This window comes from Sphaerisporangium fuscum, from assembly GCF_018531465.1.
GTDB classification, from domain to species: Bacteria; Actinomycetota; Actinomycetes; order Streptosporangiales; family Streptosporangiaceae; genus Sphaerisporangium; species Sphaerisporangium fuscum.
In genome coordinates this window covers 28,265-47,988 of record NZ_JAHDTF010000019.1, presented here as the reverse complement: position 1 = coordinate 47,988, position 19,724 = coordinate 28,265, and the positions used below count along the sequence as shown (strand labels likewise).

Genomic DNA, 19,724 nt, shown 5'->3' with positions numbered 1-19,724 from the left:
GAGTAGCCCCGACTACCGCCACCGGATCCCCACGGGCCGGGCGCGACGTTAGGGTGATCGCAAAGAGCGCCGGGCGCGGGGGCGTCGCCCGTCCTTCGCGCCCGCTGGGCTACCCTCGTCCCCGTGCGGGGAAAACCGCCCCGCGTGGCAGGCTTGGGTGTGCGAGCGCGACCATCAGCACAGGAACGAGGTCGAGGTGCAGGGTTGGCACGGACTCGACGACGTGCCCGGAGACTGGGGCAGATCCGTCGTCACGATCGGGGTGTTCGACGGTGTGCATCGAGGCCATCAGCGCATGGTCCGGCGCGCCGTCGCGATGGCGGCGGAACTCGGCCTCCCCTCCGTGGTGATCACCTTTGACCCCCACCCGGACGAGGTGGTGCGGCCGGGCACGCATCCGGTGAGGCTCACCACGCCCCGGCACCGCGCCGAGCTGCTGGCCTCCCTCGGTGTCGACGCGGTGTGCGTGCTGCCGTTCACACTGGAGTTCTCGCGGATGACGCCCGACGAGTTCGTCCAGGCCGTCCTGGTCGACCGGCTCCACGCCGCCGGCGTGGTGGTGGGGGAGAACTTCCGGTTCGGGCACAAGGCCGCCGGCGACGTCGAGACGCTGCGCCAGCTCGGCGAGAAGTACGACTTCGTGGCCGAGGGCGTGCCGATCGTGACGGACGGCGACGCGATCTCCTCCAGCCTGATCAGGGAGATGCTGACCGCGGGCGACGTCGAGGGCGCGGCGGAGGTGCTCGGCCGTCCCCACCGGGTCGAGGGCGTGGTGGTCAGGGGCCACCAGCGGGGCAGGGCCCTGCTCGGCTTCCCCACCGCGAACGTCGAGTCGCCGGCCTACACCGCCATCCCCGCCGACGGCGTGTACGCCGGGTGGCTGGAGTGCGTGCAGTCGCCCTCACCGTACGAGGGCCAGCGCTGGCCGGCGGCGATCTCCATCGGCACCAACCCGACCTTCGAGGGTGTCGAGCGCACCGTCGAGGCCTACGCCCTCGACCGCGACGACCTCGACCTGTACGGCGCACATGTGGTGGTCGACTTCGGGGTACGGCTGCGCGACACGCTGAAGTTCGACTCGGTCGAGGCCCTGATCGAGCAGATGCGCAACGACGTCGACGAGGCCCGGCGCCTGACCGCCGGCTGACCCTGCGCCTCTCGCCGCCGAGCGCAGCGAGGCCATGAGCACGGGCGCGGCCGCCGAGCGGAGCGAGGCAATCAGGCACGAGCGCGGAGGGCTCCGCGACGGTGGTAGCCTGACGTGTCGGCTCGGTTCCGGTGCGCTGCGCGCTGCCCGCGAGCCGGATACGGCGACTGTAGGCACACACGGTCGCTCGTACGCATCCAGCACTGGTCATGTGTGCCCGTAGACGAACGAAGGAGAGCCGTGTCGCTCGACACCGCCGCCAAGAAGCAGATCATCGCAGAATACGGGACCGGAGACGGTGACACCGGCTCCCCCGAGGTGCAGATCGCGCTGCTGAGCAAGCGCATCAGCGAGCTCACCGAGCACCTGAAGACCCACAAGCACGACCACCACAGCCGCCGTGGGCTGCTGCTGCTGGTCGGCCGGCGTCGCCGCCTCCTGAAGTACCTCGCCAGCAAGGACATCACGCGCTACCGCACCCTCATCGAGCGGCTCGGTCTGCGCCGATAATGTGGAAGGGAGCGGCGTCGCGCCGCTCCCTCTCTCATATCAGGGCAAAGGCCTCCTGGTATGGAGAATTCGGTCGGCGCGTCGGCATGCGGCGCACGGCCGGTTCCTAGCAAACTGGCCTTGACACACAACTGAACAGCCGAGAAAGTGCCCCGCGTCCGCACAGCACACAGCAACGCGCGTTCCCGTGACGCCTGCGGGCCGGTCCTCGGTAGTGGCTTCCGGATGTCAGACGGCACGCACGCCGTTCAGCCCGGGTGCTTCGATCGAAGACCGGCGCTGCACATGACGGGGAGCCGGCATAACAGGAGCCGGGCCCGTGCCCGCCGACCGCGACGCATCCGGTCGGCCTGGCAGGTGCCCGAGCGAGTGCGAGCAGCACGGACGTGGGCGACCGACCTGATTGAGGAGGTCCCCCGTGGAGGGTGTCCACAGCACGGAAGCCGTGATCGACAACGGCTCGTTCGGCACGCGTACCATCCGGTTCGAAACCGGCAGGCTCGCGCGCCAGGCGGCGGGAAGCGCCGTCGTCTACCTCGACGACGAGACGATGATCCTTTCCGCCACCACCGCGTCCAAGCATCCCAAGGAGAGCTTGGACTTCTTCCCGCTCACCGTCGACGTCGAGGAGCGGATGTACGCCGCGGGCCGGATCCCCGGCTCGTTCTTCCGCCGGGAGGGCCGTCCGTCCGAGGACGCCATCCTGACCTGTCGTCTGATCGACCGCCCGCTGCGCCCGTCCTTCGTCAAGGGCCTGCGCAACGAGGTGCAGGTCGTGGCCACGGTCATGGCCCTGCACCCCGACCACCTGTACGACGTGGTCGCGATCAACGCGGCCAGCCTGTCCACGCAGCTCGCCGGTCTGCCGTTCTCCGGCCCGATCGGCGGCGTGCGCGTCGCCCTGATCCAGGGCCAGTGGGTGGCGTTCCCGACCCACTCCGAGCTGGAGAACGCCACCTTCGACATGGTCGTGGCCGGCCGGGTCCTCGAGGACGGCGACGTCGCGATCATGATGGTGGAGGCCGAGTCCACCCGCGACACCCTCAAGCTCGTCGCCGAGGGCGCGGTCGCTCCCACCGAGGAGACCGTGGCCGAGGGCCTGGAGGCCGCCAAGCCGTTCATCAAGGTCCTGTGCGAGGCGCAGAACAAGATCGCTCAGGTCGCCGCGAAGGAGACCGCGCCGTTCCCGATCTTCCTCGACTACCAGGAGGACGTCTACGAGGCGGTCACCGGTGCGGTGAAGAGCGAGCTGGCCTCGGCGCTGACCATCGCCGGCAAGAAGGAGCGCGAGACCGAGCTCGAGCGGGTCAAGGCCCTGGCCCTGGAGAAGCTCGGCCCCGACTTCGAGGGGCGTGAGAAGGAGATCGCCGCCGGGTTCCGCGCGCTCACCAAGAAGCTCATGCGCGAGCGCGTGATCAACGAGGGCGTCCGCATCGACGGGCGCGGCGTGAAGGACATCCGCCAGCTCAGCGCCGAGGTCCACGTGGTCCCGCGGGTGCACGGCTCGGCCCTGTTCGAGCGCGGTGAGACCCAGATCCTGGGCATCACGACGCTGAACATGCTCCGCATGGAGCAGATGATCGACACGCTCAACCCCGAGCGCACCAAGCGCTACATGCACAACTACAACTTCCCGCCCTTCTCCACCGGCGAGACCGGCCGCGTGGGTTCGCCCAAGCGCCGGGAGATCGGCCACGGCGCGCTCGCCGAGCGGGCCCTGGTGCCGGTGCTGCCGAGCCGCGAGGAGTTCCCGTACGCCATCCGGCAGGTGTCGGAGGCGCTCGGCTCGAACGGCTCCACCAGCATGGGCTCGGTGTGCGCCTCCACGATGGCGCTGCTGGACGCGGGTGTCCCGCTGAAGGAGATGGTGGCGGGCATCGCCATGGGCCTCATCGGCGAGGGCGACCAGTACGTCACCCTGACCGACATCCTCGGCGCCGAGGACGCCATGGGCGACATGGACTTCAAGGTCGCCGGCACCCGTGACGTCATCACGGCCCTGCAGCTCGACACCAAGCTCGACGGCATCCCGGCGACGGTCCTCGCCGCGGCGCTCAAGCAGGCCAGGGCCGCGCGTCTGGCCATCCTCGACGTGATGCAGGAGGCGATCGACTCTCCGGCGGAGATGAACCCGACCGCGCCGCGCATCATCACCATCAAGGTCCCGGTCGACAAGATCGGCGAGGTCATCGGCCCCAAGGGCAAGATGATCAACCAGATCCAGGACGACACCGGCGCCGAGATCACCATCGAGGACGACGGCACGATCTACATCGGCGCCACCGACGGCCCGTCGGCGGAGGCCGCGCGCACGACGATCAACTCGATCGCCAATCCGCACATGCCGGAGGTCGGCGAGCGCTACCTCGGTACGGTCGTCAAGATCGCCGCGTTCGGCGCGTTCGTCAGCCTGCTGCCCGGCAAGGACGGCCTGCTGCACGTCTCGCAGATCCGCAAGCTGCACGGCGGCAAGCGCATCGAGAACGTCGAGGACGTCATGAACGTCGGCGACAAGATCCAGGTGGAGATCGCCGAGATCGACTCGCGCGGCAAGCTGTCGCTGGTGCCCGTCGAGGTCATCGAGAAGGAGGCCGCGGCCAAGGCCGAGAGCGGCGCCGCCGGTGACGAGGCGGCTCCGGCCGAGGACGAGCCCCGCGAGGAGCGCGCCGAGCGCAGTGAGCGCGGCGAGCGGAGCGGCGACCGGCCGCGCCGCACCCGCACCCGCGGCGGACGGGACGACCGCAACTCGTGACGACCACCACACTGCACCCCGGTCGCGACGGCGCCGGGGTCGTGCAGCGCACCGTCCTCCCCGGTGGGCTTCGCGTGGTGACCGAGACCATGCCGACCGTGCGCAGCGTCGCGGTCGGCATGTGGGTCGGCATCGGCTCGCGTGACGAGGCCCCCGAGCACACGGGGGCCACCCACTTCCTCGAGCATCTGCTGTTCAAGGGCACTCCCACCCGCGGCGCCCTGGAGATCTCCGCGGCGATCGAGGGCATCGGCGGCGAGATCAACGCCTTCACCGCCAAGGAGTACACCTGCTACTACGCGCGGGTGCTCGACGACGACCTGCCGCTGGCCATCGACGTCCTGGCCGACGTCGTGACCTCCTCGCTGATCACCCCTGAGGACGTCGAGTCCGAGCGCGGGGTGATCCTCGAAGAGATCGCCATGCACGACGACGACCCGTCGGACGCCGTGCACGAGCACTTCTCGGCGGAGCTGTACGGCGACACGCCCGTCGGGCGGCCCATCCTCGGCTCCGAGGAGACGATCAACGCGCTGTCGCGCGACCGCATCGCCGAGTACTACCAGCGCTACTACCTGCCGCCGCACACCGTGGTCTCGGTGTGCGGCAACGTCTCGCACGAGCGGGTGGTGGAGCTGGTCGCCGCCGCCTACCAGCGGGCGGGCGCGCTCGGCGGCTCGGGGCAGCCCGTTCCGCCGCGCCTGTCCGGCCCGGGTGCCGGGCCGCGCTCCGGCGTGCGGGTGGTCGACCGGCCCACCGAGCAGGCGAACCTCGTCCTGGGCACGACGGGGCTCTCCCGCACCGACGACCGGCGCTTCGCCCTCGGCGTGCTGAACGCCGCTCTGGGCGGGGGCATGTCGTCGCGGCTGTTCCAGGAGATCCGCGAGAAGCGCGGCCTGGCCTACTCGGCGTACAGCTTCACCTCGCAGTACGCCGACACCGGCCAGTTCGGCGTCTACGTCGGCTGCCTGCCGGGCAAGATCGACGACGTGCTGAAGATCTGCCGGGAGGAGCTGGCCCGGGTCGCCGCCGAGAGCATCTCCGCCGAGGAGATCGAGCGCGGCAAGGGCCAGATGCGCGGCGGCCTCGTCCTCGGCCTGGAGGACACCGGCTCGCGCATGTCGCGCATCGGCAAGAGCGAGCTGGTTTACGACACGCTGATGCCGGTCGACGAGATCCTGTCCCGTATCGAGGCCGTCACCCCCGAGGAGGTGGCCTCGATCGCCCGGGAGATCCTCTCCCAGCCGATGACTCTCGCCGTCATCGGCCCCTACGGCGACAAGGACTTCACCCAGTTCGTCGCCTGACATCCGATCTGGTGAGCCCCCGACCCGATGGGCCGGGGGCTCATCTGTCTCCGGCCGGCCTTCACCCGCCCGGACGGACGTCTCCGATGCCGCGTGGGGCGGGGTGCTCACGCTACGCTTTGGGCGTGATCAGGGTAGGGGTTCTGGGCGCGCGCGGGCGCGTGGGTGTCGAGGTCTGCAAGGCCGTCAAGGCGGCCGGCGACATGGAGCTGGTGGCCGAGGTCGACGCGGGCGACCCGCTCGAGGCGCTGACCGGCGCCGAAGTGGTGGTCGACTTCACCCACCCGGACGTCGTCATGGACAACATGAAGTGGTGCATCGAGCACGGCGTCCACCCCGTGGTGGGCACCACCGGGTTCGACGCGGGGCGTCTGGCCACGGTGCGGGGCTGGCTCGACGCCAACCCGGGCGTCAACGCCCTCATCGCCCCCAACTTCGGCATCGCCGCGGTGCTGATGATGCACTTCGCCCAGCAGGCGGCCCGCTACTTCGACTCGGTCGAGATCGTCGAGCTGCACCACCCGAACAAGGCCGACGCCCCTTCGGGCACCGCCCGCCGTACGGCCGAGCTGGTCGCCGAGGCGCGGCGCAAGGCCGGCATGGGCGCGATGCCCGACGCCACCAGTTCCGAGCTGCCCGGCGCGCGCGGCGCCGACGTCGACGGCGTGCGGGTGCACGGCGTGCGACTGGCGGGCCTGATCGCCCACCAGGAGGTCCTGCTGGGCGGCGACGGCGAGATCCTGACGATCCGCCACGACACGATGAGCCGTTCGTCGTTCACCCCGGGCGTGCTCCTCGGTGTCCGCCGGGTCCGCGACCTCCCGGGCCTCACGGTCGGTCTGGAGAACCTGCTCGATCTCTGACATGCGCCACGGCCGCCGGTGGTGCTCCGCAGGGGCCCGCCGGCGGCCCTGTACGGCCCGCTGACCGCTTCGAGGCGTTCATCCGGTCTGGGGTAGGGGTGCGGGCGTTCCGGACGGCGCAGGACGCTCACCGGGCCGTTCCTCCGCCCCGGCCGTGCCGCCGTGCCAGCTCGCCAGGAAGCGCAGCGCCTGCTCGCCGGGGGAGCCGGGCTCGGCCAGGTAGGTGATCAGCACCTGGTCGGGGTCGTCGCCCACCCTGAGGCTCTCGTAGTGCAGGGCCAGCTCACCGACCAGCGGATGGTCGAGGTGGACCCGGCCGTTCGAACGCTCCCTGACGTCGTGCTCGGCCCACAGGCGGCGGAAGTCAGTGCTCTTCATCGACAGCTCGCCGATCAGCCTGGCCAGCTCCGGGTCGTCGGGATGCCGTCCGGCGTCCAGGCGCAGGAAGGCGACGGTCTCGCGTGCCTTGTGCTCCCAGTCGCGGTACAGGGCTCGGAAGGGTTCGTCGAGGAACACCAGGCGCGCGCAGTTCACGCCCCCGTCCGGCATGCGCGGTTCGACACCGGCGCCGGAGAAGAAGAGCAGGGCCGCCGGGCGGTTGCAGGCGAGCAGTTCGCTGCGCCGTCCGACGACGAACGCGGGAGCCTCGGTCGCGTCGAGCATCAGGCGGATCGTGGGACGGACCCGCTGGGAGGGTCTGCGCGCGGCGCGGGGCCGATCGGGGCGGGCCACGTTGCGCAGGTGCGCCCGCTCGGTCTCGTCCAGCGCCAGGGCCCGCGCGATCGCGCCGAGGATCTCGTCGGAGACGTTCGCGGCGCGGCCCTGTTCCAGGCGCACGTAGTACGGCACGCTCACGCCGGCGAGCAGGGCGACCTCCTCACGCCGCAGTCCCGCGACCCGGCGGCGCTCGCCGTACGTCGGCAGGCCGACGTCGTCCGGACGCACGCGCGCCCGGCGCGAGCGCAGGAAGTCTCCCAGCTCTTTGCCCATGTCCATACCGCTCAGTATCGGACATTTCGGCCGCGCCGCCCTGACCCTGTCAGTACCACCTTCGCCAGGGTCCTGGCTGTGCCCGTACGGCCGCCCGCAGCATCGTTCCAGGCAATCCACTTGGACCTTTGGAGTATTCGATGACTGTCATCTCCCCCCTTGCCGGTCGCCGCGCGGTCGTGACCGGAGCGTCCTCCGGCATCGGCGCCGCCACGGCCCGGCTGCTCGCGGCACGCGGCGCGGACGTGGCGCTGCTGGCGCGCCGCCGCGACCGGCTCGACGCGCTGCGGGAGGAGATCGAGAAGGAGGGCGGGCGCGCGGTGGCGATCCCGCTGGACCTCGCCGACAAGGACGCGATCGAGCCGGCCGCCCAGGAGGCCGTCAGGGCGCTGGGCGGAGTGGACCTGGTCGTCAACGCGGCGGGCATCCTGCTGCCCGGCCTGGCGACCGACGCCCCCGTGGAGGAGTGGGAGCGTCAGATCGCCCTCAACCTCACCGGGGTGCTCCGGCTCTCCCGGGCCTTCCTGCCGGCGCTGATCGAGGCGGCCTCGCCCGCAGGGAAGGTCGCCGACCTGGTCACCATCTCGTCGATCGCGGCCCGTCAGGCGGAGTTCGGCACCTCGGTCTACGCCGCCACCAAGGCCGCCGTCAGCCACCTGTCCCGCAACCTGCGGCTGGAGCTGGCCCCGCGCGGCATACGGGTCACCGACATCCAGCCGGGCATGGTGGAGACCGAGCTGCTGTCGGGCTCGGAGCTCGGGACCGCCTGGGCCGAGGACATGAAGACCCGCATCGACCCGCTCACCGCCGAGGACGTGGCCGAGGTCGTCGCCTTCACCGTCGCCCGGCCGCGCCACGTCGGCCTGCCGGAGATCGTGCTGATGCCCGCCAAGCAGGTCTAGCCGAGGGCGAGGCCGATCGTGAAGAGCAGGCCGAAGACGAGCTGGATACGGCCGGTCTGCTGCAGCGTGGTGATCAGGGCGCGTCCGGTCCCGCCGGCGTGCACCGCCCTCACCGGGGGGATCGCCAGGGGGAGCCCCAGCACCGTGAGGGCGGCGAACGGCCGTACCGGCACCAGGGCCAGCGCGATGGCGAACGGCAGCAGCAGGCAGGCGCTGTAGAGCACGCGGGTGCGCGTGTCACCGAGCACGACGGCCAGCGTCCGCTTGCCGGCCGGGCCGTCGGTCGCGATGTCGCGCAGGTTGTTCACCACCAGCAGCGCGCAGGCCAGCAACCCGACGGGCACGGCGGCCGCGACGGAAAGCCACGGCAGCGACTCCATCTGCACGTACGTCGTGCCCGCCACGGCCACCAGGCCGAAGAACACGAACACCGACACCTCGCCGAGGGCGCGGTAGCCGTACGGGCGGGACCCTCCGGTGTAGAACCAGGCGGCGGCGATCGCCAGGGCGCCGACGATGATCAGCCACCAGGCGCGGGTCACCACGACCAGGACCAGGCCCGCGACCGCGGCCGCGAGGAAGCAGCCGAACGCGGCGACCAGCACCGATTGCGGGGAGGCCACCCGGGAGCCGACCAGCCGGAGCGGGCCGACCCGCACCTCGTCGGTGCCCCGCACGCCGTCGCTGTAGTCGTTGGCGTAGTTCACGCCGATCTGCAGGACCAGCGCCACGAACAGCGCGAGCAGGGCCCGCCACCACACCGCGCCGCCGTACGAGAGGGCCACGCCCGTGCCGACGACGACGGGGACCACCGCCGCGGGAAGGGTGCGGGGCCGGGCCCCTGCGAGCCATTGAGCGGGTGTCGCCAACGTCGCCTCTCCTCGGAACGCTCGGGTCCCGGGCGCGGCGAAGGATCTTCCCGAGCCGCCCGGGAATTTGCGTAAGCAGGGTAGTTCATGACCGCTTCGCGGTTCGCGCTGGGGCGGGAAAGTGGATCATCACCTGCCCCCGGCCAGGCCTTAGCCGCGGGACGCGGCGGACAGCAGGCTGAGCGCGGCCTGGCGGGCGTGCTCGCCCGCGCCCGCCACCTCATGGTGGGCGGCCACGACGGTGGCGCCCTCGACCAGCATGAGCAGCTGCCGTCCCAGGACCTCGGGGGCGGCGGCTCCGGCCCTTTCGGCGATGCCGGTCAGAAGCCGCAGGTAGCGGTCGAGATGCCGGGCGGTGATGGCGCGGACGGCCTCGACGTGGTGCTGGGCGGCCGCGTTGAGCATCGCGCAGCCGCGGAAGACCGGGTCGTCGTACCACTGCTGCAGGGCGTCGAACACCGCGGCGAGCTGGTCGCGGGGGTCGTGCCCCGCGGCCTCCACCACGCGGGCCAGCCACTGCGTCACCCGCTCGCTGCGCTCCCGGAGCATGGCCTCCACCAGCCCGTCCTTGGTGCCGAAGTGCCGGTAGAGCGTCTCCTTGGAGATGCCGAGGCGGGTGCAGAGCTCGGCCACGCCGATGCCGTCGAGCCCGCGCTCGTACAGCACCGTGGTGGCCGCTTGCAGGATGGCGGCGCGCGTGCGCTCCGGGTCGATCGTCGAGCCCTTGGGTACCGGCATACCTCGGATGGTACCGGCCGGTTCGATCGAGCTGTTAGCATCGCTGATCGTACCGATCGGTTCGATCTCCCCGTGCGCCGGCAGACGCCGTCCGGGCGGAGGCCTGACGATCGCCGACCGCTCACGCAGCGACGACGACAAGGAGCACGGGCATGGCGACCTTCGTCCTGATCCCCGGCATGTGCCACGGCGGCTGGTGTTTCGGCGAGCTCGCCGAAGCGCTACGCGACCAGGGGCACCGCGTGTACCCGCTGACCCTGACCGGGCTCGGCGAACGAGGCCACCTGCTGCACGGCACCGTGAACCTCGACACGCACATCCAGGACGTCACCGGGGTGCTGGCGGCCGAGGACGTCCGGGACGCCGTGCTGGTCGGCCACAGCTACGGCGGAATGGTGATCACGGGGGTCGCCGACCGCATGCCCGGCCGGGTGAGCGCCCTGGTGTACCTCGACGCCATGGTGCCCGGCGACGGCGACTCCTGCTGGACCCTGGTCTCCGAGCGGGAGCGGCAGTGGTACGCGGACGTGGTGGAGACCGGATACGCGACGCGGCCGCTGCCGTTCTTCGACGCCCGGGCCACGCCGCACCCGCTCGCCTCGCTGCTCCAGCCGCTCCGGCTCACCGGCGACCCCGCGCGGATCGGGCGCCGGGTCTACGTGTACGCGGCGGGCTGGGACGGCGAGTCGCCCTTCACCCCGGTCTACGAGCGGCTGCGCGAGGACCCCTCATGGACGGCGCACGCGCTGGACAGCGGCCACAACCTCATGCGCGACGCTCCCCAGGACCTGCTGAGGATCCTGCTGGAGGCCGCCGAACCCCGCTGACGGCGGCCGTCAGCCGATGTCGGTGGTCAGGCGGATCATGCGGACCGGGCGCCCCATGTCGAGCACACGCTCGGCCTCGTCGGGGGCCCAGCCGGCGGAGGCGAGGAAGTCGACCATCGGCTTGTCGTCGGCGAAGACCCAGGTCACCACGGTGGTGAAGCCGTCCTCGCGCAGGTGGTCGACGGTGGCGTTGAGCAGGCGGCTGCCGTGGCCCCTGCGCGTGTGATCGGGGTCGACGAGCAGGGTCAGCAGCTCGGCGGTGGTGGCGGCGTCGAGGTCGTCGTCGTCGGCGGGCGCGTGCGACGCCAGCCCGACCACCCGCCGGCCGCCCGGCTCGGCGATGGTTCCCGCGGCGCCGCTCGCCAGGGAGGCCAGCGGGTCGTCGGCGACCCCGGACGAGGGGTCCTCGCCTTCCACGGCCACCAGCAGGCGGTGGTGCGGCGTGGGCGGGGAGACGACGGCCTCCTCCCACTGGCGGCGCCACAGCTCGCGCGCCGCCTCGCCGGTCATCTGCTCGAGCGGCTCCTCGGGCAGGAAATCGCGGTAGCCGCTCCTCCAGGCCCGGATCTGGGTGTCGGTCACCGCCAGCACGTCGTCACGCCGCGCCGCGCGCACCCCCACGTCCGCCATCTCGCCGGCCCCCTTTCCGCCTGTCCACCCAACCGTATCGGGGATGACGGGCACGCCGGGACGGCCGGTGCGGCGTCAGGCGGAGGCGCCCTCCTGCTGGCGCCGGGCGCGGTAGGCGCGGGTCTTGGTGCGGTTGCCGCAGACGCGCATCGAGCACCACGACCGCGAACGGTTCTTGGAGGAGTCGATGAACACCCACTGGCAGGTGTGTTCGGCGCAGGCCTTGAGGCGGGGCCAGGTGCCGTCGGCGTGCGCGGCGAGGATCGCGGCCGCGAGGAGCCCGAGGCCCCGGGTGGCGCCCGCGCCGAGCGGTTCGGCGGCGGGCGTGCCACCGGCGAGCGTCACGCGCAGGGGGAGGGCGGCGAGCGCGGCGTCGAGCTCGGGCGTCATGGGGGCGGACGCCTCGTCCCGGGAGTGGTTGTGGAGCATCGCGGCCCGCAGCCCCTCGCGCAGGCCGGCGGCGAGCGTGAGGTCGTCGTCCACGGCCCGGTCGGTCTCCGAGATCAGCCCGTGCTCACGCAGCCAGACCGCGAGCTCGGCGGGGGACGCCAGCTCCTCGGTGTCGCTCTCGACGTCGTAGGTGTTCACGAAGTCGCGGAGCAGTTCCGCCGGCGTCGTCATGTCACCACTGTACGTCATTAGAGGGTTGCGCCCGGAATCGAGGCCGGAGATCACCCGGCCGCCTCGGCGTCGAGGACGGCGCCGAGGCGGCGGACGCCCTCGGTGAGCTCGGCGGTGTGCGCCGCCGCGATGTGGGTGAGCCGGACGCACGGCCCCGGCGGCTCGGCGGAGTAGTGGATCGCACCGGGGCTGACCACGACCCCGGCGCGCCGGGCGCTCTCGACCAGGGCCGGCTCGTCGACCTCCTGCGGGAGGTGCAGCCAGACGTGCAGCCCTCCCTCCGGCACCAGATGCACCCGCGCCGCCGGCAGGTGCCGGGCCACGGCCGCCAGGAGAACGTCCCGCCGTACCGCGATCTCCGCCGTAACGGCCGCCCGGTGCCTGCGCCAGGCGGGGGAGCCGAGGAACTCCATGGCCGTCTCCTGCAGCGGGCGCGCCACGAAGAACGACTCCACCAGCTGGCTGGCCCGCAGGCGGCGGGCGGCGGGCCCCCGGGCGATGACGGCGGCGACCCGCATGCTCGGCGCGGTGACCTTGCTGAGCGAGTTCACGTGGACGACGATGCCGTGCCCGTCCATCGCGACGAGGGACGGCGGCACCGGGCCGGTGGCGAGATAGCGCGCGTAGTCGTCCTCGATCACGAACGCGCCCGCCGCCCTGGCGACCGCGAGGACCTGCTCGCGGCGCCGAGCGGGCAGCACGGCCCCGGTGGGGTTGTGCAGGGTGGGCTGGCAGTAGAAGACCCGCGCGCCGGTGACGGCGAACGCCTCGGCCAGCAAATCGGGACGCACGCCGTCGGTGTCCACGGGCACGGCCACGGTGCGCAGCCCGGCCGCACGGGCCGAGGCGAGCGCGCCGGGGTAGGTCGGGGTCTCCACGAGCATCGGCGCGCCGGGGCCCGCCAGGGCGCGGAACGCGTGGGTCAGCGCCGCCTGGCCACCACTGGTGACCAGGACGTCCGCGAGCGTGACGTCGCCTCCGGCCTCCGCGGCGAACCAGCGCCTGAGCTCCGTCAGGCCGCCGAGCGGGGGGAGCGACCAGGCGTCCGGACGGCGCGTGGCGCGGGCGGCGGCGTCCGCCAGGGCCTTCGACGGGCGCAGCCCCGGAGGCAGATAGCCGCCGGTGAGGGGGATGACGCCCTCGGGCGGCGGGGTGAGGAGCTCGGCGATCGTGGCGTCGTCGATCGAGCGGTCGCCGAGGGAGACGGTCTGCCAGGACACGTCCGGGGCGTCGCTCCGTCCGGCGGAGGCGGGGGCGACGAACGCGCCGACGCCGGGACGGGTGATCACCCGGCCCTCGGCGGCCAGCGCGGCCAGGGCCCGCGACACGGTGACCGGGCTGACCCCGAGGCGCCGGGTCAGCTCGCGGCTGGACGGCAGCTTGTCCCCCGGCCGCAGCCGCCCGGCCTCCTCGCGCAGCACGGCCGCGAGACGGACGATACTGCTATCGTCATTCATGAGGAATGAGAATAGCGCTATCGCCAAACCGGGAGTAACAGTACAGACCACGGCCGAAGGCGCGGCCGGCCCCCTCGTGAGCGCTCCTGGGCCCGCGGTGCCGAGGCCGGCCTGGCAGGGGACGGCGCTGGCGGGGCTCGGCGTGGCCTGCTTCTCGGGGACGCTTCCGGCCACCGCCTTCGCGATGCGCGGCCTCGATCCGTACCTCGTCGCCGTCGGCAGAGGCACGGTGGCGGGCATCGTGGCCGCCGTGTGCCTGGTGGCGGCGGGCGCCCGCCCGTTCCCGCCGCGTTCGGAACTCGGGTCGTACATCGTGATCGCGCTCGGCATCGTCTTCGGGTTCCCGCTGCTCAGCACCCTCGCCCTGCACGCCGGCGCCGCCGTCTCGCACGCGGCCGTCGTCGTCGGGCTGCTTCCGGCCGCCACGGCGGTGTGCGCGGTGCTGCGGGCGGGGGAGCGGCCGCGGGCGCTGTTCTGGGTCGCCGGCGCGGGCGGCACGGCGACGGTCACGGCGTTCACGCTGAGCCGGGGCGCCGAGGGCCTCGCCGGTGCGGACCTGCTGCTGGCGGGCGCCCTGGTCTGCGCCGCCGTCGGCTACACCGAGGGCGGACGGCTGGCCCGCCGCACGCCCGGATGGCAGGTGATCTCGTACGCGCTGGTGGTCGCGCTTCCGGTCGCGGTACCGGTCACGATCGTGCTGGCCGCCACGACTCCCGTACGCCCGGCCGGGGACGCCATGGCGGGGTTCGCCTACCTCGCGCTGGTGTCGGCGTTCGTGGGCTTCATCCCGTGGTACGCCGGGCTGGCCAGAGGGGGCATCGCCCGGGCGGGGCAGACGCAACTGCTGCAGCCGCTGCTGGGGCTGCTGTGGGCCTGGCTGTTCCTCGGCGAGGAACTGCAACCCGCCACGATCGCCACGGCCCTCGCCGTGCTGGTCTGCGTCGCGGCCACCCAGCGCTCCCGCGGTCAGACGCCGAGGGGAACGGAGTAGACCAGGCGGAAGCGGTCGCCGGGGACGACGATGTCGCTGGTCTCGACCGGGCGGTCGCCGGCCCAGTGGGTGCGCTCGACGTGGAGGACGTGGACCCCGGTGGGCAGGTCGAGCAGGTCGCTCTCGGTGGGCTGCGGGATGCGGGTGTGGACGCTCTCGCGAATGTCGGTGACCTTGATCCCGGCGGCGGACATGCGGGCCAGGAGGCCCTTGCGGCCGCCCGTGCCCTCCTCGGGCAGCGGCTGTGCGCGGCCGAGCTCCGCGGGCTCGTAGGAGGTGGCCAGCTGCATGGGCTTCCCCTCGGCGCGGAAGACGTAGCGCGTGCGGATCACCGGGTCGCCGTCGCCGAGGTGGAGCCGGCGGGCGAGCTCGCGCCCGGCCCGGACGGGCTCGCTCCGCCAGTCCCAGGTGGCGCGCTGGCCGGCGGCCTGCATGTCGGCGGCGAACGGGGCGTCGTGGTCGGCGTGACGGCAGCGCTGTAAGGGATAGAGCACCGACTGCTCGCGGACGTAGTGCCCGGAACCCACTCTGCCGACGATCAGGCCTTCGGCGGCGAGCACGCGCAGGGCGTGGCGGGCGGCGGTCTCGCCGACCCTGAAGCGCTGGGTGAGCTGTGCGCGGGACGGGATGGGCGCGCCCGGCGGCAGAGTGCCGTCGATTATCTGCGCCCGCAGCTCTTCGACCACACGGAGGTACACCGGGTCGTTTCCGCTCATCGGGTGTCGGGCGTGGAGACCCCGCCGAAAGGCAGGGGAGGAAACGCCCTCCTCCTTTCTGGTGTGGCCGCCGCTCCCTGAAGATGGTCGCCCTATCCTGTCGTAATCGAAAGGCAACGGGGAGTAATGGGAAAGATCTGGAGTCCCAACTTTACCAAACGTGATTCTGCGGGCACGTAAAGTGAGGGCACCCCCCCCGTGTCGCCGTGATGGCCTGCGGAACAGGGGCCGTCCACCTGCGCGATCGCACAGCGGGGACGCGCCGGGGCCGAGGGCGGTCCGGGCCCCCCGGCCCGCGCCCCGGACGGCTCGGAGTGGAGGATCGGAAAATTCTCCTCAGATCCGTGTAACGCCCTCGTAAGTGGGGCCGATTGCACGGGTAGAGGTCGTCGATGTGTGTACCCCCGAGCACATATCGGCGGCCTCTATCCATGTCCGGCCACTCCGAATCAAGCCCTTCGAACCCCGATGAAGTGCCGCGACAGCGCGAACCGGGGTGGCGGGGTCCACCGTCTCGCCGGATCCGGGTACCGTTCGGTCTATGGCATCGCCCACTGGAACCTCCGACGCGCCGTTCGGCCGCATGCTGACCGCCATGGTCACGCCCTTCACCGCAGACGGCTCCGTGGACGTGGACGGCGTGCAGCGCCTCGCCGCCTACCTGGTCGACGAGCAGGGGAACGACGGTCTGGTCGTGAGCGGCACGACCGGGGAGTCTCCCACCACCGGCGACGCGGAGAAAGAGACGATCCTGCGGGCCGTCCTCGAGGCCGTCGGAGACCGGGCCACCGTCGTCGCCGGAGCCGGCACGAACGACACCCGCCACTCGGTCGAGCTGGCCAGGGCCGCCGAGCGCGCCGGGGCCCATGGCCTGCTCCTGGTGACGCCTTACTACAACAGGCCTCCGCAGGAAGGTCTGTACCGCCACTTCACCACGGTCGCCGACGCCACCGGCCTGCCCGTGATGCTGTACGACATCCCCGCCCGCGCCGGCGTCCCGATCGCCACCGAGACCCTGCTGCGCCTGGCCGCCCACCCCCGCATCGTGGCCGTCAAGGACGCCAAGGGCGACCTGTTCGCCGGTTCCCAGGTCATGGCCTCCAGCGACCTCGTCTACTATTCCGGCGACGACGCGCTCAACCTGCCCTGGCTCTCGGTCGGGGCCGCGGGCGTGGTGAGCGTGGTGGGCCACGTGGTGGGCTCCGAGCTCGCCTCCATGATCAACCTTTACCGTGCGGGCGACGTCGAGGGGGCCCGGTCGGTGCACCGCCGCCTGCTGCCCGTCGTCACCGGCATCATGACCCGCACCCAGGGCGTGATCATGGCCAAGGCCGCGCTCGCGCTGAAGGGCCGTCCCGCCGGGCCGGTGCGCGCGCCGCTGGTGGACGCCACCGCCGAGCAGGTCGCACTGCTGAGGGAAGAGCTGGTCGCGGGTGGCGTGAAGCTGGCCGACTGACGGTCTCCGCGCCACAGGCGCGACAATTATCTGACTTGCCCGCCGCGCGTGCGACGTGACCGGCGGAGAACCATGACGACCACAGGCCGCGCGGACGCGGCGGGGAGGAACCAGAGGGTTTGAGAGAGAGAAACTACGATCATGGCCGGCGGCGCGCCGGACGGCTCGGCGAGGGAGCCGTACGCGGGCGGCGGGCGGCCGCGAACGGGGGTAGAGCATGAGTCATCCGCATCCCGAGCTCGGGCCTCCCCCGCCGCTTCCGGAGAACGGCCTGCGCATCGTCGCGCTGGGCGGCCTCGGTGAGATCGGCCGGAACATGGCGGTCTTCGAGTTCGACGGCCGGTTGCTGGTGGTCGACTGCGGCGTGCTCTTCCCGGAGCCCGAGCAGCCCGGCGTCGACCTCATCCTGCCCGACTTCGACTACATCCGGGACCGCCTCGACGACATCGAGGCCGTCGTGCTCACGCACGCGCACGAGGACCACATCGGCGCCGTGCCGTACCTCCTGCGCGAGCGGGCCGACATCCCGCTGGTCGGATCACGGCTGACGCTGGGGCTGATCGAGAGCAAGCTCACCGAGCACCGCATCCAGCCGGTGAAGGTCGAGGTCGAAGAGGGGCAGCGGCAGCGTTTCGGGCCGTTCGAGTGCGAGTTCTTCGCCGTCAACCACTCCATCCCGGACGCGCTGGCGGTCGCCATCCGCACCGCGGCCGGCATCGTGCTGCACACCGGCGACTTCAAGATGGACCAGCTGCCGCTCGACGGCCGTCTGACCGACCTCGGCGGGTTCGCCAGGCTCGGCTCCGAGGGCGTCGACCTGCTGATGTCCGACAGCACCAACTCCGAGGTGCCCGGCTTCGTGCCGAGCGAGCGCACCATCAGCCCGGTGATCGACGAGGTGTTCCGCAGCGCCGCCAAGCGCATCATCGTGGCCTGCTTCGCCTCGCACGTCCACCGCGTGCAGCAGGTCTTCGACGCCGCCGAGGAGAACGGCCGCAAGGTCGCGCTGATCGGGCGGTCGATGGTCCGCAACATGACGGTGGCGCGCGAGCTCGGCTACCTCAGGGTGCCGCCGGGCCTGCTGGTCGACTCCCGCGAGATCGAGGAGTGGCCGCCGGAGGACGTCGTGCTGATCTGCACGGGGTCGCAGGGCGAGCCCATGGCGGCGCTGTCGCGCATGGCCAACCGCGACCACCCGATCCGGGTGGCCGAGGGCGACACGGTGGTGCTCGCGTCGTCCCTGGTCCCGGGCAACGAGACGGCCGTCAACAAGGTCATCAACGGGCTCACCCGATGGGGCGCCCGCGTGGTGCACAAGGGCAACGCGCTGGTGCACGTCTCCGGCCACGCGGCCGCGGGCGAGCTGCTGTACGTGCTCAACCTCACCAAGCCGTCCAACTTCATGCCGGTGCACGGCGAGTGGCGCCACATGCGGGCCCACGCCAAGCTCGCCGCGCTGACCGGCGTGCCCGACGACCACATCGTCATCGCCGAGGACGGCGTGGTGGTCGACCTGGTCGACGGCCGTGCCAAGATCGTCGGTGCGGTGCAGTGCGGTTACGTGTACGTCGACGGCTCCTCGGTGGGCGCGGTCACCGACGTCGCGCTGAAGGACCGGCGCATCCTCGGGGACGAGGGCTTCATCTCCGTGGTCGTCGTCGTCGACTCGACCACCGGCAAGGTGAGCGGCGGTCCCGAGATCTACGCCCGGGGCTCCGGCATCGACATGGAGGCGTTCGACGAGGTCATCCCGTTGATCGAGGCGGCACTCCAGGAGGCCGCGGCCGACGGCGTCGCCGACCTGCAGCAGATGCGCCGCCTGACCCGCCGCACGGTGGGCCGCTGGGTGAGCGACACCTACCGCCGCAGGCCCATGATTATCCCGGTGGTAGTGGAGGTCTGAGCTCGCGTAGGTTTACCCGTGCCCGGTGTTTCGAGCACGAGGAGCCTTATGCGAGACGAACGAGCTGATCGCCGGTGAGCGTCCACTCCCGCACGGCGGGCGTCACCGGCGCGGCGATCGAGGTCAGGTACACCAAGTTCGACGGGTCGCTTCACTGGCACCACTCGGCGAAGGTGCTCGGTGAGGACGAGCACGGCGTCTGGACCGGCTCCCCGGCCGGCACCAGCGGGCGGCGGGGGAGCGAGCCGCCCATCGTCTGGTCGAACCCCTTCGTCATGCTCTTCCCGCGCGACGCCTGGTGGACGGCCGTCTTCAACGGCCTGCCGAGCAAGGCCGCGATCTACTGCGACATCACCACCGTGCCCCAGTGGCGCGACGGGCACGTCACCATGGTCGACCTCGACCTCGACGTGCTGCGGATGCGCGACGGCCGCGTCCTGCTCGACGACGAGGACGAGTTCGCCGAGCACCGCGTCCGCTACTCCTACCCCGCCGAGGTCGTCACCGAGGCCGAGCGGTCGGCCGCCTGGCTGATGGAGGCCGTCGCCGGGCACCGGCAGCCGTTCTCCGGCGCCCACGAGCGCTGGCTGGCCGAGATCACCTGACGGCCGCGGACGGACGGTGGTCACAGCGCTGTGATCAGCGCAGCCGTCCGGCTCCCGCGAGGAACGGCACGGTGGCGGCCACCACGGCCGCGGGGTCCACGCGCGTGTGCAGCGTGGGCGTCCATCCGGCGTCGCCCGACAGGTCGGGGTCGTGGGTGGCGTTGTGGGCGGCCAGGACGTCCACCGGACGGGTGGCGGAGCCGCTCGTCACCAGCGTGCCGGTCGCGTGCAGGGCGGTGCCGCCCCAGTCGTAGATGATCTGGTCGGCGCCGACGCCCTTGCCCAGGTGGAAGTAGTTGTTCTCGGCGTAGATCTTCGACTGCACCCCGGCTCCCCAGCTGTAGACGTACTCGCGGCCGCCGGGCACCTCGTAGAAGTTGTCGTACACGTGCACCTGGCCGGAACCTCACCCTCGGCGCCCGCTGGAGGCGGCGCGGGCG

19 protein-coding genes are annotated in these 19,724 nt (G+C 72.0%); 11 read left to right on the top strand and 8 right to left on the bottom strand.

The window, feature by feature from the left end; all coding sequences use genetic code 11:
- Positions 1 to 196 precede the first annotated feature (196 nt).
- The 5 genes from KIK05_RS23650 (at position 197) to dapB (ending at position 6,579) form a co-directional block, all read left to right on the top strand.
- Positions 197 to 1,147, top strand: coding sequence for a bifunctional riboflavin kinase/FAD synthetase (locus KIK05_RS23650; RefSeq protein ID WP_214413001.1), 951 nt, complete (start codon positions 197 to 199; stop codon positions 1,145 to 1,147).
- A 240-nt stretch (positions 1,148 to 1,387) separates the two neighbouring features.
- Complete coding sequence (rpsO, locus tag KIK05_RS23645; RefSeq protein ID WP_214413000.1) at positions 1,388 to 1,657, top strand: 30S ribosomal protein S15; 270 nt, start codon at positions 1,388 to 1,390, stop codon at positions 1,655 to 1,657.
- 418 nt (positions 1,658 to 2,075) lie between these two features.
- Positions 2,076 to 4,409: a polyribonucleotide nucleotidyltransferase gene (locus tag KIK05_RS23640; RefSeq protein WP_214412999.1), complete on the top strand. Its 2,334-nt coding sequence runs from the start codon at positions 2,076 to 2,078 to the stop codon at positions 4,407 to 4,409.
- On the top strand, positions 4,406 to 5,716 hold the full coding sequence (locus KIK05_RS23635; protein ID WP_214412998.1) for a M16 family metallopeptidase: 1,311 nt from the start codon (positions 4,406 to 4,408) through the stop codon (positions 5,714 to 5,716). The genes KIK05_RS23640 and KIK05_RS23635 overlap by 4 nt, the downstream gene beginning before the upstream one ends.
- Positions 5,717 to 5,841: 125 nt before the next feature.
- The gene (gene dapB, locus KIK05_RS23630) at positions 5,842 to 6,579 is read left to right on the top strand and encodes a 4-hydroxy-tetrahydrodipicolinate reductase (protein ID WP_308250080.1); all 738 of its coding nucleotides are present in this window, start codon (positions 5,842 to 5,844) and stop codon (positions 6,577 to 6,579) included.
- A 78-nt stretch (positions 6,580 to 6,657) separates the two neighbouring features.
- Here the strand turns inward: dapB and KIK05_RS23625 are convergent, their stop codons facing one another.
- Positions 6,658 to 7,575, bottom strand: a complete 918-nt coding sequence (locus KIK05_RS23625) for a helix-turn-helix transcriptional regulator (RefSeq protein ID WP_214412996.1) — start codon at positions 7,573 to 7,575, stop codon at positions 6,658 to 6,660.
- A 134-nt stretch (positions 7,576 to 7,709) separates the two neighbouring features.
- On the opposite strand from KIK05_RS23625, the gene KIK05_RS23620 reads away from it, so the two are divergent.
- Positions 7,710 to 8,471: an SDR family oxidoreductase gene (locus tag KIK05_RS23620; protein ID WP_214412995.1), complete on the top strand. Its 762-nt coding sequence runs from the start codon at positions 7,710 to 7,712 to the stop codon at positions 8,469 to 8,471.
- Here KIK05_RS23620 and KIK05_RS23615 read toward each other — a convergent pair.
- Together KIK05_RS23615 and KIK05_RS23610 are read right to left on the bottom strand one after the other, a co-directional pair.
- The gene (locus KIK05_RS23615) at positions 8,468 to 9,340 is read right to left on the bottom strand and encodes a 1,4-dihydroxy-2-naphthoate polyprenyltransferase (protein WP_214412994.1); all 873 of its coding nucleotides are present in this window, start codon (positions 9,338 to 9,340) and stop codon (positions 8,468 to 8,470) included. The two genes, KIK05_RS23620 and KIK05_RS23615, sit on opposite strands and share 4 nt — an antisense overlap.
- A 150-nt stretch (positions 9,341 to 9,490) precedes the next feature.
- On the bottom strand, positions 9,491 to 10,078 hold the full coding sequence (locus KIK05_RS23610) for a TetR/AcrR family transcriptional regulator (RefSeq protein ID WP_214412993.1): 588 nt from the start codon (positions 10,076 to 10,078) through the stop codon (positions 9,491 to 9,493).
- A 152-nt stretch (positions 10,079 to 10,230) separates the two neighbouring features.
- Here KIK05_RS23610 and KIK05_RS23605 point away from each other — a divergent pair, with 152 nt between their 5' ends.
- A complete protein-coding gene (locus tag KIK05_RS23605) occupies positions 10,231 to 10,905 on the top strand; it encodes an alpha/beta fold hydrolase (RefSeq protein ID WP_214412992.1) in 675 nt (224 codons plus the stop codon).
- Positions 10,906 to 10,914: 9 nt separating this feature from the next.
- Here KIK05_RS23605 and KIK05_RS23600 read toward each other — a convergent pair whose 3' ends face one another.
- The 3 genes from KIK05_RS23600 to KIK05_RS23590 form a co-directional block, all read right to left on the bottom strand.
- Complete coding sequence (locus KIK05_RS23600) at positions 10,915 to 11,535, bottom strand: GNAT family N-acetyltransferase (RefSeq protein ID WP_214412991.1); 621 nt, start codon at positions 11,533 to 11,535, stop codon at positions 10,915 to 10,917.
- Between the two features lie 75 nt (positions 11,536 to 11,610).
- A complete protein-coding gene (locus tag KIK05_RS23595) occupies positions 11,611 to 12,156 on the bottom strand; it encodes a CGNR zinc finger domain-containing protein (protein ID WP_214412990.1) in 546 nt (181 codons plus the stop codon).
- A 50-nt stretch (positions 12,157 to 12,206) separates the two neighbouring features.
- Entirely contained in the window at positions 12,207 to 13,613 is a 1,407-nt protein-coding gene (locus KIK05_RS23590) for an aminotransferase-like domain-containing protein (RefSeq protein ID WP_214412989.1), read from the bottom strand.
- 76 nt (positions 13,614 to 13,689) lie between these two features.
- On the opposite strand from KIK05_RS23590, the gene KIK05_RS23585 reads away from it, so the two are divergent.
- Positions 13,690 to 14,604: a DMT family transporter gene (locus KIK05_RS23585; protein ID WP_308250079.1), complete on the top strand. Its 915-nt coding sequence runs from the start codon at positions 13,690 to 13,692 to the stop codon at positions 14,602 to 14,604.
- On the opposite strand, the gene KIK05_RS23580 is transcribed toward KIK05_RS23585, so the two are convergent.
- The gene (locus KIK05_RS23580) at positions 14,580 to 15,320 is read right to left on the bottom strand and encodes a GntR family transcriptional regulator (RefSeq protein ID WP_214412987.1); all 741 of its coding nucleotides are present in this window, start codon (positions 15,318 to 15,320) and stop codon (positions 14,580 to 14,582) included. The two genes, KIK05_RS23585 and KIK05_RS23580, sit on opposite strands and share 25 nt — an antisense overlap.
- Positions 15,321 to 15,861: 541 nt before the next feature.
- Here KIK05_RS23580 and dapA point away from each other — a divergent pair.
- From dapA to KIK05_RS48995, 3 genes are all read left to right on the top strand, one after another.
- Positions 15,862 to 16,776 (top strand): 4-hydroxy-tetrahydrodipicolinate synthase, encoded by a 915-nt coding sequence (gene dapA / locus KIK05_RS23575; protein WP_214412986.1) that lies wholly within the window; start codon positions 15,862 to 15,864, stop codon positions 16,774 to 16,776.
- Positions 16,777 to 16,993: 217 nt separating this feature from the next.
- Positions 16,994 to 18,679: a ribonuclease J gene (locus KIK05_RS23570; protein ID WP_214412985.1), complete on the top strand. Its 1,686-nt coding sequence runs from the start codon at positions 16,994 to 16,996 to the stop codon at positions 18,677 to 18,679.
- A 74-nt stretch (positions 18,680 to 18,753) separates the two neighbouring features.
- Entirely contained in the window at positions 18,754 to 19,284 is a 531-nt protein-coding gene (locus tag KIK05_RS48995; RefSeq protein WP_214412984.1) for a DUF402 domain-containing protein, read from the top strand.
- A 34-nt stretch (positions 19,285 to 19,318) separates the two neighbouring features.
- Here the strand turns inward: KIK05_RS48995 and KIK05_RS23560 are convergent, their stop codons facing one another.
- Positions 19,319 to 19,678, bottom strand: coding sequence for a hypothetical protein (locus KIK05_RS23560; protein ID WP_214412983.1), 360 nt, complete (start codon positions 19,676 to 19,678; stop codon positions 19,319 to 19,321).
- Positions 19,679 to 19,724: the final 46 nt, after the last annotated feature.